At 47.6% G+C, this 17,302-nt stretch carries 11 protein-coding genes; 5 read left to right on the top strand and 6 right to left on the bottom strand.

Annotated features, from left to right (window positions below; genetic code table 11):
* Nucleotides 1-90: 90 nt before the first annotated feature.
* The 3 genes from ligA to smc all read right to left on the bottom strand — a co-directional run bounded on the left by ligA (nt 91) and on the right by smc (nt 6,754).
* Nucleotides 91-2,160, bottom strand: a complete 2,070-nt coding sequence (ligA, locus tag JM642_RS07800; protein ID WP_203433370.1) for an NAD-dependent DNA ligase LigA — start codon at nt 2,158-2,160, stop codon at nt 91-93.
* A gap of 98 nt (nt 2,161-2,258) precedes the next feature.
* A complete protein-coding gene (gene zipA / locus JM642_RS07795) occupies nt 2,259-3,299 on the bottom strand; it encodes a cell division protein ZipA (protein ID WP_088585431.1) in 1,041 nt (346 codons plus the stop codon).
* A 26-nt stretch (nt 3,300-3,325) separates the two neighbouring features.
* Nucleotides 3,326-6,754: a chromosome segregation protein SMC gene (gene smc, locus JM642_RS07790; RefSeq protein ID WP_203433369.1), complete on the bottom strand. Its 3,429-nt coding sequence runs from the start codon at nt 6,752-6,754 to the stop codon at nt 3,326-3,328.
* A 241-nt stretch (nt 6,755-6,995) separates the two neighbouring features.
* On the opposite strand from smc, the gene cysZ reads away from it, so the two are divergent.
* Nucleotides 6,996-7,775: a sulfate transporter CysZ gene (cysZ, locus tag JM642_RS07785; protein WP_037426752.1), complete on the top strand. Its 780-nt coding sequence runs from the start codon at nt 6,996-6,998 to the stop codon at nt 7,773-7,775.
* Between the two features lie 186 nt (nt 7,776-7,961).
* Nucleotides 7,962-10,322 (top strand): carbohydrate binding family 9 domain-containing protein, encoded by a 2,361-nt coding sequence (locus JM642_RS07780; protein WP_203433760.1) that lies wholly within the window; start codon nt 7,962-7,964, stop codon nt 10,320-10,322.
* 59 nt (nt 10,323-10,381) lie between these two features.
* Here JM642_RS07780 and JM642_RS07775 read toward each other — a convergent pair whose 3' ends face one another.
* From JM642_RS07775 to JM642_RS07765, 3 genes are all read right to left on the bottom strand, one after another.
* The gene (locus JM642_RS07775; RefSeq protein WP_088585429.1) at nt 10,382-10,831 is read right to left on the bottom strand and encodes a hypothetical protein; all 450 of its coding nucleotides are present in this window, start codon (nt 10,829-10,831) and stop codon (nt 10,382-10,384) included.
* A 172-nt stretch (nt 10,832-11,003) separates the two neighbouring features.
* Nucleotides 11,004-12,125, bottom strand: a complete 1,122-nt coding sequence (locus tag JM642_RS07770) for a beta-ketoacyl-ACP synthase III (protein ID WP_069455208.1) — start codon at nt 12,123-12,125, stop codon at nt 11,004-11,006.
* The gene (locus tag JM642_RS07765; RefSeq protein WP_203433367.1) at nt 12,122-13,414 is read right to left on the bottom strand and encodes an RDD family protein; all 1,293 of its coding nucleotides are present in this window, start codon (nt 13,412-13,414) and stop codon (nt 12,122-12,124) included. Before JM642_RS07765 ends, JM642_RS07770 begins: the two co-directional genes overlap by 4 nt.
* 245 nt (nt 13,415-13,659) lie before the next feature.
* Between JM642_RS07765 and cysK the strand changes: the two genes are divergently transcribed.
* The 3 genes from cysK to JM642_RS07750 all read left to right on the top strand — a co-directional run bounded on the left by cysK (nt 13,660) and on the right by JM642_RS07750 (nt 17,040).
* Nucleotides 13,660-14,628 (top strand): cysteine synthase A, encoded by a 969-nt coding sequence (gene cysK, locus JM642_RS07760; protein WP_011622282.1) that lies wholly within the window; start codon nt 13,660-13,662, stop codon nt 14,626-14,628.
* A 220-nt stretch (nt 14,629-14,848) separates the two neighbouring features.
* A complete protein-coding gene (locus tag JM642_RS07755; protein WP_069455210.1) occupies nt 14,849-15,925 on the top strand; it encodes a methyltransferase in 1,077 nt (358 codons plus the stop codon).
* Nucleotides 15,926-16,044: 119 nt separating this feature from the next.
* Nucleotides 16,045-17,040 (top strand): TDT family transporter, encoded by a 996-nt coding sequence (locus tag JM642_RS07750; protein WP_037419806.1) that lies wholly within the window; start codon nt 16,045-16,047, stop codon nt 17,038-17,040.
* Nucleotides 17,041-17,302 lie beyond the last annotated feature (262 nt).

Raw genomic sequence — 17,302 nt, 5'->3', positions numbered from 1 at the left:
CTCCGCCAGAAAACCGCGCCCAACCAAGATGAACCCTCAACAAAAACGCCTTGCTAAGCAAGGCGTTTTACTCATCAAATCAAACTCGCATTAGGTATTGGCAGCGAGCAGCGCGAGCAATTCGTCTTCGCCAATCACCTTCACGCCAAGCTCCTGCGCTTTGGAAAGCTTAGAACCCGCTGCTTCGCCCGCCACTAAACAATCGGTATTTTTCGACACACTGCCCGCTACTTTGGCGCCTAAGGCCTGTAACTGCGCCTTAGCATCGTTACGGTTGAGTTGATTTAAGGTACCCGTTAACACCCAAGTCTGCCCCTTCAATGGTTGTTCATCGGCACTTGGCGCTGCAATCGCAGGCCAGTTGACACCAGCCGCAATCAAAGCATCGATCACCTCTAGGTTATGGGGCTGAGCAAAGAAATGCGCTACGTGCTGGGCAACCACTTCACCAATATCTTCAACTTGAATAAGTTGCTCAATGGTAGCTACGCGCAGTGCCTCTAGACTACCAAAGTGTGTCGCAAGGTTCGCCGCCGTCGCCTCCCCCACCTCTCGAATGCCTAAGGCATAGAGGAAACGTGGCAAAGTCGTGGTTTTAGCCGCTTCAATCGCCAGCGCGAGATTGGTGGCAGACTTCATTCCCATACGGTCGAGCATGGTCATCATAGAGGCGGTGAGTTTAAATAAGTCCGCCGGGCTTTGAACCAACTCCTTATCAATCAACTGCTCGACGATTTTATCGCCCATGCCGTCGATATCTAATGCCTTACGGGAGGCAAAATGTTTGATCGCCTCTTTACGCTGGGCCTCACAGAATAAGCCGCCGCTACAACGCGCCACGGCCTCACCTTCTAATCGCTCAACCAAACTGCCGCAAACGGGGCAATGTTGCGGGAAGGCAATCGCCTTAGCATCTTCAGGGCGACGCTCTGGCACTATGGCCACAATTTGCGGGATCACATCGCCGGCGCGGCGGATAATTACGGTATCGCCCACCATCACACCTAAACGCTCGATTTCATCGGCATTGTGCAAAGTGGCGTTCGATACGGTCACGCCGCCAACGAACACAGGTTTTAGGCGCGCAACTGGAGTCACCGCGCCAGTGCGGCCCACTTGAAAATCTACGCCTTCGAGTAGGGTCATTTCTTCCTGCGCGGGGAACTTATAGGCAATCGCCCAGCGGGGAGATTTGGCCACAAACCCTAAGGTTTGCTGCTGGGCGATATCGTTCACCTTCATTACCACACCATCGATTTCAAAGGGTAAATCGCTGCGGCGAGTCAATATATCTTGATAGTAGGCAAAGACTTGGCTGAGTTCGTCGCAGACTTTAATCTCGCTACTGACTGGTAGCCCCCAAGATTTAAGTTGCTGCAATTGCTCATAATGCGTCTTAGCTAACTCGTGGGAAGTCGGCTCCACCACACCTAAGGCGTAGGCATAAAAAGACAGCGCCCGTGACGCGGTAATTTTACTGTCGAGCTGACGTAAGCTGCCCGCTGCCGCATTACGCGGATTCACAAACAGTTTTTCATCCTTTAAGCGTGCACGCTCATTTAGCGCCTCAAATGCCGCCTTGGGCATAAAGGCTTCGCCGCGCACTTCAACCAATTCGGGATAGTTGTCACCGCGCAGTTTGAGCGGAATCGACTTAATGGTTTTAACGTTTTCAGTAATATCCTCACCCACAGTGCCATCGCCACGGGTCGCGGCGCGTTCAAGCACCCCATTGCGATACAAAATACTCACCGCCAAACCATCGAGTTTCGGCTCACAGCAAAAACTCACTTGCCCCACTCTGTCGCTGACACGCTTATGAAATGCGCTAAAGTCCACCTCATCGAAGGCATTATCAAGACTTAACATGGGTTTAAGGTGAGTAATTTGTTCAAACTTTGCCAGCGCCATGCCGCCCACTCTTTGGGTGGGCGAATCGGCAGCAACAAACTGAGGATACTCGGCCTCAAGCTGTTTCAGCCGCTGCATTAATCTGTCGTATTCTGAGTCAGTAATGCTTGGCGCATCGTCGACATAATAACGAATATTGTGTTCATTCAGAGATTGGCAGAGCGCCTGCATCAATGGCTGCGCATTTTCCGACGTAACAGCTTGTGAAAGCAGTTCAGATAGGCGTTTATCGAGTTGAATGTCTTGCATATTCATTATCCAGAATTCTTAAGCATCAAAAAGTTGCAAAAAATGAGGCCGCATTTAGCGGCCCCATCTGTCCATCACCGCGGTCTCGCGGCGGTGCATTAAGCGTTTGCGCGAATGCGGTGTAAATAATCTTGCTTAGTAAACTCGCCCCAAGGTTGACGCTGACCATCGAGCACAACCGCGTCGATATCATCCGCCAATTGGCGCGCCGAGTTAAGCATGATAGAGAAATTCATTAGCGCATCACCGTAGCAAGGTAAAGTCATAAAGAATACGACGCCTTGGGTGCTGAATTGCTCCATATTGTCTGGGTCAAAAACACCAGGTTTTACCATATTAGCAATGGAGAACAACACCTTACCATTACCAGCATTATCCACATGACGATGGAAAATATTCATATCGCCATATTTAAAGTTAAGGGTTAAGAAGCAAGGTAATAATTCTGCACCATTAAGTTGCTGACCTTCTTTCGCCACTACGTGCAGTACGAGTACATCACGTGGTTCACCTAAATCATCATCGGCCTGTTCAACGGCTTGAGGTTGCTCTTCTTCATACGCCTCTTCATCATCAAACAACGCGGTTTGGGTGGGCATTTGCACTTGGGCACGTTGCTCTTCAGCCGCCTTTTGCGCCACTATCGCCGCATGGGATTGGCCAACGTGAGCTTGATTTAAATGCGCTGTATGGCTTTGCAATACTGGCTCTTGGCGCGATGCTTTAGGGCCGCGGTGTTGCTCTTTCACACTCGGTGATTGCAAATTAAAGTCGGGCTGCGCCATGCTTGGTTCTTGCTTAAACAGTGGTTTAGGTTCAACTTGAACGGGTTCCACTGGTTGCAGTTGTGCTTTGGCTTCTTGCTTTAAATAAGGGTTAAACGCAGGTGCCTCTGGGGTATGAGCTTCATTCGCTTTACGAACTCTGACCGCGCCAATACCATCGGCGTCGAAACCATCGGCATCAATACGCTTGGGGGCAGCCTCGCCACGCTCTGCCTGCTTTTTGTAGAAATTGCCCATCGGACTATCTTTCAATGACTTAGGCTGTTGTCTTCTGATAGACCAAAATCCATGCACCAGCACAGCAACTATGGCTATGGCGCCTAAAACGAACAAAACTAGTTGCAAATCTTCCATTGGTTACCCTGTCTTTCTTCTAGTTATCACGCGTCGGCCATCGCCACCGCTTGCTCTAAATCTACTGCGACTATACGGGATACACCCGGCTCATGCATAGTCACACCGATAAGTTGATCAGCCATCTCCATCGTAATTTTGTTATGGCTGATATAGATAAACTGTACGCTCTGCGACATCTCCTTCAATAATCGGCAGAAACGTTCTACGTTGGCATCGTCTAAGGGCGCATCCACTTCGTCTAACATACAGAAGGGAGCTGGATTCAACCTGAAAATAGCGAATACCAATGATAAAGCCGTTAGGGCTTTTTCACCACCGGAAAGAAGATGGATTGTGCTGTTCTTCTTACCTGGCGGCTGGGCCATGATGGTCACGCCCGTTTCTAATAAATCGTCTTCCGTTAGCGCAAGGTAAGCACGCCCGCCACCAAACACCTTGGGGAACAATCGCCCTAAATCCTCGTTGACTGCATCAAATGTGGCTTTAAAGCGGGTGCGGGTCTCCTTGTCGATTTTACGAATGGCTTCTTCTAGTGTTGCAAGCCCTTTATTGAGATCTTCATCTTGATGATCCAAATAGGATTTTCGCTCACTTTGTTGCTCAAATTCTTCGATCGCCGCGAGGTTTATTGCACCTAAGCGGATAATTTTTTGCCGGATCTGATCCAAATCACGCTGCCACTTGTCTGGCTGACCATCGCTAGGCAGTGAATCAATCACCTGAGCAAGCACAATTTGCTGTTCCGCCAGGGCTGCCAACTGGCTGTCAGCCTGCCCTTTTAATCCCTCACGACGTAACTTTAACGTGCTGAGGCTTTGAGTCAAGCCCTCAAGCTTACCAAGCTCTTGTTTTTGCTTTAATCCTATACTGTTTAGCGTTTCAGTGAGCGAACTTTGTTGTGCCCTGAGCGTTTTAAGTGCCTGTTGCTGACTCTGTTGCTGATTGAGTAGCTGCGCCAGTTGTTCACTCAGCTTTGCCGTTTGCTGATCACCCTGCTGTGCGACAACACTGGCAAGCTGGGCTGACAGTGTTTCCTGTGAGTGGACTAATTCACTGACACGGACCCGCTGTAATTCAATTTGTTCTGTGCTCACCGCCATCCGAGTGGTGACCGATTGCAGACTGGTATTTAGGCTCGCTAAGCGGCGCTCGGCATCGCTAATTTGTGCCTTTAGCGCTTGGTGACGGGCTAAATCCCCTTGGGCTTCAAGGCTTTGTTGTTGCTGTTTCTCAAGGCTTAACGCTAGCGCCTCCGCCAATTCATCCTCTTGTTCCGAAAGCAGCATTAACTGCTCAGCCAGCTCGGCTAACTCATTGCGCGTTCGCGCAACGGTTTCTGCTAGTTGTCCCCGTTTCACTTCGCGCTGCTTGGCCTGGGCCTCTGCGTTATTAAGCTGGGTAGATTTGGTGGCTTTATCGAGCTGTAATTGGTGTAAGCGTTTGATACCTTGGCTTAAGCTGTCACGTACTTGGGTTAATTGCTGCGCCAACGCATCGAGCTTTGACTGCTGTATTACCCGCGCCTGCTCACACTCATTAATCGCTTCGCTTAATTGAGTTTGTTCTTTACTCAGTTGCACTAACGATTGGCTATTGTCTTGTTTGGCAATCAAAAAACCTTTGCCAAGCAGATAACCATCAGCGGTCACAATTCGCTCATCGGCCGCCAAGCTCGCCACTTGTGCTTGTGCGCTGGCCAGATTATCGGCCCATTTAAGTCCCTTAAGCCAAGGGGCAAGGTTCAATTTTGCCCCTAAGATGGGAGAACCATCGAGATGCGCATCCGCCGCCAAGGCCGCATCGGCATAAAACCCTATCTCATTAGCGTCAACGCCCACGGGCAGCGTCATTAATCCCTGCAGCGCCAGCTCTGCCGCGGCTTCCCAGCCGTTTTCCACTTGAATGCTTTGCCACAGCTGCGGCTTATCACTTAACTCTTCTTGTTTCGCCAGCCATTGTTCAACCAGTTCGAACCGCACCCGCATCGAAGTTAAACGCTGCGATAACAGCTCAAACTCACCGCGCGCCAAATCTAACGCGTGAGTATCGGTAGCCAGAGTGGATTCAAACTCTTGATTAATTTCAACTTGTTCAGCTAATGCTTGCTCTAACTGGGTAATCTCGTCATTGAGTGATGCGCTGTTATCTTCAAGGGCATGCTCATTGAGTGAGGCTAACTCTTGCTGTTGTTCTTGGTGTAACTGGGTTTTATGGGCATTTAATTGCTGCTGATGCGCCAGTTTGCTGCGGTGTAATTCTAATTGCAGCTTATGCTGAGCGGCGGCTGCCGCCAGCACTCTGGCGCTTTCACTTTGCGCCTCACTGCGCGAAACACTCATCTCCCACAGGGCTTGCAGCTCATCGAGCATTTCTTGCTGCAACTCATGTTGCGGCGCAAGTTGGCTAAGCTCTAGCTCAAGCGCTTGAAAACTAGCTTGATAAGCGGCTAATTTGGCTTGGTTTTGGGTGATTTGCTCGCTCAATTGCTCGAGCTGAGTATGTAGCTGGGCGTCGCGCTGCTTTTGGCTCTGCAACTGTTGCTCAAGCTTTGCGATTTCAGTACCCGTTAGATAATAGGCTTCGACCGCCTGCTGCTCTTGCTCGGCTAACTGTGAAAGCGTAACTTGCAGCTCAGTGCTTTCTAACTCACTCGTTTGCGCTAAGGATTGCGCTGCCGCTTGTTGCAGCTCAAGCGAGCTAATCTGATCCGATAAACTCGCCATCTGGCTTTGCAGCTCTTGGTAGCGCATCACCAGCAATTCAGCATGGGTTTTACGCTCAGCCTGCTTTAGCTCGCGATATTGTGTTGCGGCTTTAGCCTGCTGACTGAGCTTTTCCAGTTGTTTGGCTAACTCACTGCGAATATCCCCTAAACGCTCTAAGTTTTCACGGGTGTGACGAATACGATTTTCCGTTTCACGCCGCCGTTCTTTATAGCGAGAAATCCCCGCCGCCTCTTCGATAAAAGTACGTAAGTCTTGGGGTTTAGATTCGATTAAACGTGAAATCGTGCCCTGCTCGATAATGGCGTAACTGCGCGGCCCAAGCCCTGTGCCCATAAATAGATCGGTGATGTCTTTGCGGCGACACTTTTGGCCGTTGAGAAAATACCAAGATTCACCGTCACGGCTCACCTGACGCTTGACCGAGATTTCTTCATAACTGGCATATTGGCCCGCAAGGCGGCCTTCTTTATTTTCAAACACCAGTTCAACGCCTGCCACAGACACAGGTTTACGGGCGCTGGAGCCGTTAAAAATCACGTCACTCATGGAGTCGCCGCGCAAATGTTTGGCCGAGCTTTCGCCAAGCACCCAACGCACGGCGTCAATCACGTTCGATTTACCGCAGCCATTAGGGCCAATAATGGCGCTTAATGCCTGTAAAAACGGAATTTTGGTGGGATCGACAAACGACTTAAAGCCGGCAAGTTTTATTTGTTTTAATCTCATAGTGCCAGTTAGCGCGTCTCAGTTTAAAAAGCCATCAGGGCGATGGCAGATATCGGTGCAGGCCAATATTAGCCCGAGTCGTGTCATAGAATTCTGAGGCCAACTTTAGCAAAGCAAGCTGCATTTTGTAACGCTTTTTATTGAATTCATGCGGCTTTTAGCTTGTCATCTCGCGACGAGTTGATCACAATCGTACTTATCTGTCTCTCAGGCTGTATCTCAACTTTCTTGGAATGACGATATGACACAGAAATTTCCCTCGCCCTCACAGGCTAAAAGTGGTGTGAATTATTTTCTCGATGGCTTTGGTTTGATCACACGTAAAGGTCTTCGTACTTTTGTATTTATTCCTTTAATGATTAACCTGTTACTTTTTGCCGCCGTAATTTATGTGGCTGTCGGTCAGCTCGATCTGCTCTTTACTTGGATGAATGCCCAACTGCCTGAGTATTTAAGCTGGCTTAACTTTCTGCTCTGGCCACTGGCGGTTGTCACTATGTTGGTGATGCTAGCCTTTGTGTTTAGCTCAGTGATGAACTGGCTAGCCGCGCCTTTTAATGGCTTACTGGCCGAAAAGGTTGAACAACTATTAACCGGCAAACCCATGCATACCGGTTCAGGCATGGACTTAGTCAAAGACTTACCGCGCATTCTTGGCCGTGAATGGATCAAGCTGAAATACTATCTGCCCCGTGCATTGGTATTTTTACTGCTATTTTTAGTGCCAATGGTCGGGCAAACCTTGGCGCCTATTCTGTGGTTTTTATTTAGTGCTTGGATGATGGCGATTCAATACTGCGACTATCCCTTCGATAACCACAAGGTGAGCTTCAAGGATATGCGCTTTGCACTGAATCAAACCCGCGGCACCAGTTTCAGCTTTGGCGCAACAGTGACACTGTTTTCGATGATCCCTGTGGTGAACTTTATTGTGATGCCTGTGGCTATTTGTGGCGCCACCGCCATGTGGGTCGATAAGTACCGTGAAGCCTACCGTAATCCTGTGGTCGCACCTGAATAATCCTCCTTATCGCACTGGATGCATGCCATCCAGTGCGCTTTGGCTCTAACTCAATCCAATTTAAATACAATCCTTGTAACAATTACTCATTCTTGTTAACTCAAAACTTCTGGCACACTGCGCGTAATTTACGGATTATTTTGGGCCCAGTTGTTGAAGACGTTTCTCCCCTTTCTGCTATCGAGCATGATGTTTCTGAGCTTACCGAGTCAGGCCGGCTCAGTTAGCCAATTTCAGTTAACGATTCCAACCTTAACTGATACCGCCGAGATTGATGGTGAATTTGATGAGGCAGTGTGGCAGCACGCGGCGCTGGCCGAGTTACGCTATGAGACTCAGCCCGGAGAAAACACTGCCGCTCCGGTTTATACCGAGGCCAGAATCTACGCCACCCAAACCAGCCTATTTGTGGCCTTTATCGCCAAAGACAGTCAGCCTCAACGCATTCGTGCCACTCTCAAGGACAGGGATAATCTCTGGGGTGATGATCTGGTGGGGATCAAACTCGATACCCTCAATAACGCACGCTTGGCCTATCAGTTTTTTATCAACCCGCTGGGCGTGCAACTAGACTCGATAGAGAATGAACTCACTGGCGAAGAGAGCGAAGCGTGGGATGGTATTTGGAAAACCGCCGGTAAAATCACCGCCGATGGCTATCAGGTGGAAGTCGAGCTGCCATTACGGCTATTCAACTTTGACGATAAAAAGCCTATTCAAGACTGGGGATTTGAGCTTATTCGCTACTATCCACGTAATGAAAACCATCGTCTCTCCACCCATAAAATTGACCGCAACATCAGTTGCCAGCTCTGTCAGCTCGGTGTCGCCACAGGTTTAGCTTCAGCCAAGCAAGGGCAAGATCTGCAAATTACTCCCGCTTTTGTAGCAACTCGCAATGAACATAAAACTGCACATGGTTGGCAAACAGATACGGACTATGAACCGGGGTTTGATTTACGCTGGGGAATGAATGCCCGCACCTTGTTGAATGCAACCATTAACCCCGATTTCTCTCAAGTCGAATCCGATGCTGGTCAGCTCGATATTAACAGTACTTTCGCATTGTTTTACGACGAAAAACGCCCCTTCTTCCTCGATAATAAAGACTACTTCGATACCCAAGTGAATCTGCTACATACCCGCAATATCGTATCGCCGGATTACGGACTCAAACTCACCAGCCAAACCGAGCAACACACCTGGGCACTGCTGGCCGCCAATGACAGCCAAGCCACCTTTTTAATGCCGGGTAATTTAAGTTCAGAGGTCGCCTCATTAGCAGAGGAAAGCCTCAATCTGGCTGCGCGTTACCGCTTCGATATGGATAAAACCTTTTCCTTTGGGGGTCTTATCACGGCAAAGAGCAGTGCCGACAATCAACTGACTGAATTTGCTGCACAAACCGATGATAATAATGATTACCACAATTATGTGATAAGTTTAGATGCCAAATACCAGCCTACTGAGCAAGATATACTTACCGCTCAGGTCGCCCATTCCCAGACACGTTACCCCACAGCCCTGTACCAACAATTTTGTGGCACTGTGGAGGGAGAACTCACAGAAGGGCTACTCTGCGGTCAAACGCCCTTAAACTGTGAATTTGGCCAATGCCAAGTGAATGAACAAGTATTACGTAGCCAATCAGATGAGGATTTTAGTGGCGCCTTGTATCAACTGACCTATGAACACAATGCCCGCGATTGGTTTGCCTACAGCGAATATCACGATGTTTCCCCTAATTTTCGTGCCGATTTGGGCTTTGTAGAGAAAATTGACTATCGCACCTTTATGGCTGGAGGTGGTTTAATTTGGTATCCGCAAGTGGTGTTTAACAAGATAAAATTTGGCGGTGATTGGGATATCACCCACAATCAAGCGGGAGAACAGCTCGAGCAAGAATTTGAGATCTTTTGGGAAATGTATGGCGCACTACAAAGTGAATTGTCCTTTGGGGTAGAAACCCGTGAGCGGGTCGGACCACGCCATAATACAGCGCAACTCGCCGTAATAGGTAACAGCAATCAATATGAGGAAACTCAAGGCTGGCTTTACGGAGCCATTACGCCGATTTCAGCCCTCAGCCTTGAGCTGGAGATCCATTACGGCGATGAGATTGATTTTCTCAATGATAGATTAGGCACAAAGACCTTAATCAATCCAATATTGAACTGGAAAATCGCCAACGGTTTATCGGTGGAGATTTCTCATCTTTATCAACATATGGAGGTCGAGCAGGATAAACTCTTTACCGCAAACCTTTCAGATGTGCGCCTGCACTGGCAACTGAGTCTGCAGAGCTTTATTCGCCTATCGAGCATTTACACCCAAATCGAGCGTAATCTTACGCAGTATTTGTATTCGTCGCCCGATAGCGAAGCGGCTCACTTAGGCAATGAAATCCTCTACGGCTACAAACTTAATCCCCAGAGCGTGTTCTATTTGGGCTATTCCGACAGTTTAACCTCGGATGATGAGCTCACGCGGCTCACTCGGGATGAGAAGACCTATTTTATGAAGCTAAGCTACGCCTGGTTGCTCTAGGCAGGAAGGTTTAGCATAAAGCCCACAACAAGGCTTGTGGGCTTAAATCGGAATGCTAACTAAGACTCATGGATCCCCAATAAGCTTGGGCTGGGAAGCGCAATCCCTATTGCGGTGAGCTCCACTCCCCAATGCCGCAGCAGCGCAAGATACGCCTGTTCAAAGGGATAGCGTGGCCGCGGGAATGCCCACGCTGAAGGAAAACACCATTCCTCCTCGCTCTCATCAATCGCTAAATAGGCGACAAAATCATGCTTTGTCTCACTCAGCGCAGCGATTAGATTTGTCGCCATTGCAGCCCTGTGGGCAGAGGTAAATCCCAACTGTTCACCAAACTCATCAAACACATAAGCATCGTACAGCGCTTGCAGCTGCACGGGATCTAAAGGATCGTAGCGATTGAGTGTTTCCCCTAGGGTTTCCTCTCGGTCATAACAATTAAAGGCGCCAAGAAACCAGCCAGGATTGGGATGGAACGGAATATCCGAATCGGGATAAAAAAGCATCATCGTTATTGGCTCTGGTATCTGAATTGAGGCTATAAAGAAAGTGCTATCAAGACTGCAAACGGTCTAGTACTGATTAAAGGCATTTTCGGTTAAGGTACGGCATCAAGCCGTTTAACCAATGTGCTGATATAAAAGCAAAAGCCCTATTGCTGGCAATGGGGCTTTTGTCGATTTAGCGTTTTTGCAGGATCACGCTACCGATGGAGTAACCCGCACCAAAAGAGCTTAATAGCCCTAAATCGCCCGCATTAAAGTCTGCGGAATATTTATGGAAAGCAATCACAGAGCCGGCGGAGGCGGTATTGGCATACTCATCGAGCACCACGGGCGCCTGATCGGGCGTCACCTCATCCCCTAGCAGTTTTTTCACCACAAACAGGTTCATATTGATGTTGGCTTGATGCAACCACAAACGCTTAAAGGACTGCGGCGTGAGGGATTGCTCGGCCAGATGCTCATCTAAATGCTGATAAATCATCGGCAACAGTTCTTTAAAGACTTTGCGCCCCTGTTGGTGGAATAGCTTATCTGCCTGATGCGCCGAACTTGGATCGCAGCGATTGAGAAAGCCAAAATTACTGCGAATATTGTTCGAGTAGTCGGTAAAACAACGGCTTGAAACAATATTAAAGCCTTTACTCGCGGCCACTAGGCTTTGCTCTTCAAGCACCATAGCGGTCGCGACATCCCCGAAGATAAAGTGACTGTCACGGTCACGGTAATTCACTTGCGCCGAACAAATTTCGGGATTAATCACTAACACCCGTGAAGCCGAGCCCGTCGCAATCGCATTGGCAGCGGCCACAATGGCAAAGGTGGCCGAAGAACAGGCAACCTGCATATCGTAACCATAGCCACGGGTACCGAGTGCCCGCTGGATTTCAATCGCCATCGCCGGGTAAGCGCGCTGCGTATAAGCACAGGCAACAATCACTAAATCGATTTGCTCGGCCTTCACGTCCGCTTGTTTCAGTGCCATCAATGCCGCCTCAACCCCAATTTCGGCCTGCATGGATAACTCGTCACTGCTGCGCTCAGGGATAAGCGGCATCATGATTTCAGGATCGAGAATACCGTCTTTAACCATCACATATCTGTGCTTGATGCCCGAGGCTTTCTCGATAAACTCACTGGAAGAATAAGACAGCGGCGCAACATGGCCCTGCTCAATTAATCCTGCATTTTCAAGGTTAAACATATCGACATAGGCGTTGAAGCTTTCCACCAAAGCTTCATTTGAAATACTGTGTGGCGGCGTAAATAAACCGCTGCCAGAAATAACGACCTGTTTCATAGGTGCTCCGAACGGGTGCTTGTTGTAAGGTGAGCAGACGTCGCATTATTCTGTGTTGGCACGGCGGCTAATGCGTGTTCAGCCTGCGCCTGTTGCTGCTCTAATTGTTGCTTTTTATGCATTTGCGCTAAGTCTATCACGACTGTGGAAGATATTTTATCTTGGATCCCCTGCCGATTGGCATCCCAAAAAATCTGGATAAAGCCAAGTAAGCCTGTCGTAAAGCCCGCCGCATAGCCACCATAACGGCCAAAAGCGGTCCAAAGGCTGATTTTAGCGCCATCAAGTTGAATAACGCGAATACCTAATAGTTTTTTACCTAAGGTCTGACCATCAAATTTGGCGGTAAACACGGTAAAGTAAAATGCTGCCCAACCAAACCCTAAGCCCATATCGCTCATAAAGCCTTTAATCCACGCCAGCACACTGCGGGTATCACTTTCTTCCTCATCGACGTTTTTGGTGTTGTTACTTTCCGCTTGATGCACGGAATTAAGATCTTCATCTGCGGCTTGTTTATCGGTATGCGCGTTAGCTAATCCATCGGCTTGTGGTTCAGACACTGGGTTCGCCCTACGTTCAAGCTTGTCATCAAGCAAATGACTTGGCTTTGGTGATTGTGAGGGTGTTGTTGAATCCGTGGCTGAATCGAGAGTGACTTCAAACACTTTCACCTCGGGCCAGAGAGTGCCCGCCATGATTTCATCACGTAACTGCGTTTTATCAGCCTCGGATAAATCCGTGCTAGCTAAAGTATCTAATACCATATCGCGGCGCTCAGCTGCCGACATGCCCTCAATGGGTACATTTTCCAGCGTCTGAGTTTCGAGCGTCTGTTGCAAAGAACGGATTTGTTCACGGGCACAATCCGTATTTTCACAGAGTCCGAGGGAGACAAGATCTGGAATCGCCTTAACAACAGTCTTACTATCCTGGGGCGCGGAGACCTTGTCGCGGGTGGATTGATTGGATTGATGCAAATCCCACAAATTTCCCGCCGAGCTAAAGAGCATTAATCCCAGCATGGCGGCATAGAGGCCCCATTTGAGTACGCGGCCAAATTGGCGACTGCGTTTCTCAATATAAATAATCCCCACCACCAGCAGAACAAACAGCCAATCCATTTGTTCGGCTAAAATAGTGATGAATAATCCGTCGATTAACATCGCCAGCGCCCGCCTTAATGGCGTCGCTAACGGGGTGTAAAGCACAGATTCGGCAATAGTGAATGCCTTAGGGGTGACCATAGTTCTTGGATCTTTGCCCAAGTCCGTTTGTTGTTGCTTCATAGTGTGGCAATCCGGTTCCGATAGCGGTTTTATAAGTGAAACATCAAGTGGTTATTCTTTTATACGCGTAATTTTTTATTGATGTTAGCAAGAGGTTAACACAGTTAAACCCACAGCCAATTGGGCTTTGCGAATAACAGGATTATCTTTAATAACCAAATCGAATAAAGAAGAACAAACAATCACTTCTAAATGCGCCACAGGCGATTATGATTCAATAGTGCAAACATAGGAGCAAGCAATCCATGAGCAAAATTTTCGAAGACAATTCATATACTATTGGCAACACCCCGTTAGTGCGTTTAAACCGCGTAAGCCAAGGTAAAGTGCTGGCAAAGGTCGAAGCACGTAATCCAAGTTTCAGTGTCAAATGCCGTATCGGTGCCAATATGATTTGGGATGCCGAGAAAAAAGGCCTGCTCACCAAAGATCACGAACTGATTGAGCCTACCTCAGGTAATACTGGTATTGCCTTAGCCTATGTGGCAGCCGCCCGTGGCTATAAGCTGACGTTAACTATGCCAAATACTATGAGCTTAGAGCGTCGTAAACTGCTTAAAGCACTAGGTGCAAACCTAGTGCTGACCGAAGGCGCAAAAGGCATGAAAGGTGCTATCGATAAAGCGGAAGAAATCCGTCAATCAGCGCCTGAAAAATACATTATGCTGCAGCAATTTAATAACCCTGCTAACCCTGAAATCCACGAAAAAACCACAGGTCCAGAGATTTGGAACGATACAGATGGTGCTGTGGATGTGTTTGTTGCGGGTGTAGGTACTGGCGGTACTATCACTGGCGTGAGCCGTTACCTGAAGAAAGTGGCTGGCAAAGCCATTACTTCTGTTGCAGTAGAACCCGCAGATTCACCGGTTATCACTCAAACCTTAGCGGGATTACCTGTGCAACCAGGTCCGCACAAAATCCAAGGTATTGGCGCAGGTTTTATCCCTGGTAACTTAGATCTTGAGTTAATCGACCGCGTTGAAACCGTCACCAACGATGAAGCCATCGACATGGCGCGCCGCTTAATGCAAGAAGAAGGCATTTTAGTCGGTATTTCTTCTGGTGCAGCTGTGGTTGCGGCGAACCGTATCGCTGCCCTGCCAGAGTTTGCGGATAAAAACATTGTGGTTATCCTGCCTTCGGCTGCCGAGCGTTACTTATCATCAGTATTGTTCCAAGGCCAATTTGGCGACGAAGAAAATATTCAGTAATCTCATCGCTTGTTGATAAAGATACCCAGCTCCGTCTGGGTATTTTTATGTCTGTCAGTTAATTCTTGCCATGCATATCTCTTTCGAACGAATATTGTTTCTATCAAGAGCCTGATTTATTGGTGAAATTGGACACAGTTCATAGTTTTTCCGTGCAATGCTAGCTTTAACAATTCAGTCCGCTATAAATAGCCCTCTCCAAGATTAACGTCAGTCTTTTATGTCTTTTTACCAAAATCCAAAAGCGCTAAGCGCCTTTGATGCTAAGTTTGAGGCACAGAAAATTGCCTTTGGACCCGTGAGTTTTCAGGTCGCGCATTGTCTACTCAAATTTGAAGTGCTCGCCACTATTGATAAGGCTGGTGAGCAAGGGGTGACCTTAGCGAAATTAGCCCAAACGAACCTGTTGAGTGAATACGCCCTTGGGGTGTTATTGGATATGGGACTAAGCATGGGGCTGGTATGGCTTAACGAAGACGCCTATGTCCTCGATAAAACAGGTCATTTTTTACTGCATGATGATATGGCAGCAATCAACCTCAACTTTGTGCAGGATGTATGTTATCAGGGATTATTTACGCTGGATAAGGCGCTACTCACTGGTAAACCCGCGGGGCTGAGTGTATTTGGTGACTGGCAAACTATCTATCCCGCATTGAAAGATCTGCCTCACGCCGCAAAAGAGAGTTGGTTTGCATTTGATCATTATTATTCTGATCATGCTTTTCCGCAGCTTTTACCCTTAGTCTTTGCCCATAGTCCAAAACACTTAGTCGATATTGGTGGTAACACCGGAAAGTGGGCTCTAAGCTGCTGCAAATTCGATCCTAAGGTTGAAGTGACCCTGATGGACTTTCCAGGGCAATTAGCCATTGCCAAAGAAAATGCTGCAAAACATGGCGTTACCGATAGAGTCCATACCTTTGCCACCGACTTACTCGATGAGTCGCGCCCTTTTATTGAAGGTGCTGATACCTATTGGATGAGTCAGTTTCTTGACTGCTTCTCTAAGGCGCAAATCTTGAGCATTTTGCAACGCACCGCAAATGCGATGACAGCCAATAGTCAGTTGTTTATTGTCGAAACCTTCTGGGATAGACAGCCTTCTGCCGCCTCGGCCTATTGTGTTAACGCCACGAGCTTGTACTTCACCGCAATGGCCAATGGCAATAGTCGAATGTACCACTCTAAGGACTTGATGGCCTTGCTGCATCAAGCAGGTTTATACGTCGATGAGGATACTGACAATATTGGGCTTGGGCATACTTTGCTTCGTTGTAAACGAAAACCTTGCTAGTTAATAAAAACTGAATCAATGGATAAAATTAATCAATTTTATTTATTAACACCTTAGTCATACACTGACATTAACAAATAGATACATCGAATTAATGTCAGTGTTGAGAGGTAAGTAATATGACTTCAAAGCGTAAACGTTGGACCGCACAGGCCGCAAAATTACCTAGCCCTATGGGCGGACTCGCACTCGCAATCGCAAGCTTAGGGTGGACTTGGGAAAGTGTAATGCCTTCACTGAATGGCTGGGGTCAATTAATTGGTGCAATTATTGCCTCAGCACTGTTACTAATGCTAGCCGGTAAGTTTTTGCTGCATCCTACAGTGCTCAAAAATGAACTTAGCCATCCCGTCGTCGGCAGCGTAATACCGACTTTTGCCATGGCATTAATGGTAGTGTCTAACCTGCTCGGTCACTATTTTCCCCATGCGGGATTAGCCCTTTGGTTAGCCGCCATTGCGATTCATATCGTATTTTTAGGCGCCTTTATCTACTATCGTGCTATCGACTTTAAACTCGAACATATGGTGCCTAGCTGGTTTGTGCCACCCATTGGCATCATAGTGGCTGCTGTGTCTTTCCCCAGCAATGGTGAACCTTGGTTAGTTAACACCATTTTAGCCTTCGGTATGATCGCCTATTTAGTCATGCTGCCACTGATGCTCTATCGCTTGATCTTTTGTCAAGCGATTCCTGACGCAGCTAAGCCCACTATTGCCATCCTTGCTGCTCCCGCAAGTTTATCACTTGCAGGCTATTTAACGGTTTGTGAGCAACCATCAATCGCCTTAGTCGCCTTATTAGCAAGTATTGCTATTTTGATGACAGCGGTTATCTACCTTGCTTTTTTCCATTTACTTAAATTGCCCTTTAGCCCTGGTTATGCAGCCTTTACTTTCCCCATGGTGATCGGTGCTACTGCACTCTTTAAAACCGCTCACTGGCTTGAGCAATTTAGTCAAATGACCGATCTCACTCAATGGGTAAGGTTGTTGGCAGATTTTGAACTCGGTGTCGCCACTGTCGTCGTTGCCTACGTCGCTCTTCGGTATTTGACTCATTATCTACCCAACCCAATGGCCAATATTGACACAACTATAGTTGAACTTAAGTAATAGGCATAAAATACGGTAAGTATATTTGGCTACTTAACGTACTAAATAAAAATTTAATAACACAACATACAGAATAAAATAAGGAGTGAATTTATATTCACTCCTTTTCAAATTAAAATCCACACCATCAATTCACTCACAAAACTTTAGACTGACTAAGTATAAAGAACTCTCAAAAATTTAATAAAGGCTATAACAGCTTTATAAAACCATTCTTAAATCCTTTCGTTAAGATATTTTCAATATTAAAGACTCCAAAATA

It is taken from the genome of Shewanella sp. LZH-2, assembly GCF_016859145.1.
Taxonomy (GTDB): domain Bacteria; phylum Pseudomonadota; class Gammaproteobacteria; order Enterobacterales; family Shewanellaceae; genus Shewanella; species Shewanella xiamenensis.
The sequence above is the reverse complement of the archived record's forward strand: the minus strand, read 5'-3'. Positions and strand labels throughout refer to the sequence as shown.

Bases quoted from the DNA above. Each gene is read 5' to 3' on its own strand.
- ligA (WP_203433370.1), bottom strand. From the start codon at position 2,160: ATGCAAGACATTCAACTCGATAAACGCCTATCTGAACTGCTTTCACAA.
- zipA (WP_088585431.1), bottom strand. From the start codon at position 3,299: ATGGAAGATTTGCAACTAGTTTTGTTCGTTTTAGGCGCCATAGCCATA.
- smc (WP_203433369.1), bottom strand. From the start codon at position 6,754: ATGAGATTAAAACAAATAAAACTTGCCGGCTTTAAGTCGTTTGTCGAT.
- cysZ (WP_037426752.1), top strand. From the start codon at position 6,996: ATGACACAGAAATTTCCCTCGCCCTCACAGGCTAAAAGTGGTGTGAAT.
- JM642_RS07780 (WP_203433760.1), top strand. From the start codon at position 7,962: ATGATGTTTCTGAGCTTACCGAGTCAGGCCGGCTCAGTTAGCCAATTT.
- JM642_RS07775 (WP_088585429.1), bottom strand. From the start codon at position 10,831: ATGATGCTTTTTTATCCCGATTCGGATATTCCGTTCCATCCCAATCCT.
- JM642_RS07770 (WP_069455208.1), bottom strand. From the start codon at position 12,125: ATGAAACAGGTCGTTATTTCTGGCAGCGGTTTATTTACGCCGCCACAC.
- JM642_RS07765 (WP_203433367.1), bottom strand. From the start codon at position 13,414: ATGAAGCAACAACAAACGGACTTGGGCAAAGATCCAAGAACTATGGTC.
- cysK (WP_011622282.1), top strand. From the start codon at position 13,660: ATGAGCAAAATTTTCGAAGACAATTCATATACTATTGGCAACACCCCG.
- JM642_RS07755 (WP_069455210.1), top strand. From the start codon at position 14,849: ATGTCTTTTTACCAAAATCCAAAAGCGCTAAGCGCCTTTGATGCTAAG.
- JM642_RS07750 (WP_037419806.1), top strand. From the start codon at position 16,045: ATGACTTCAAAGCGTAAACGTTGGACCGCACAGGCCGCAAAATTACCT.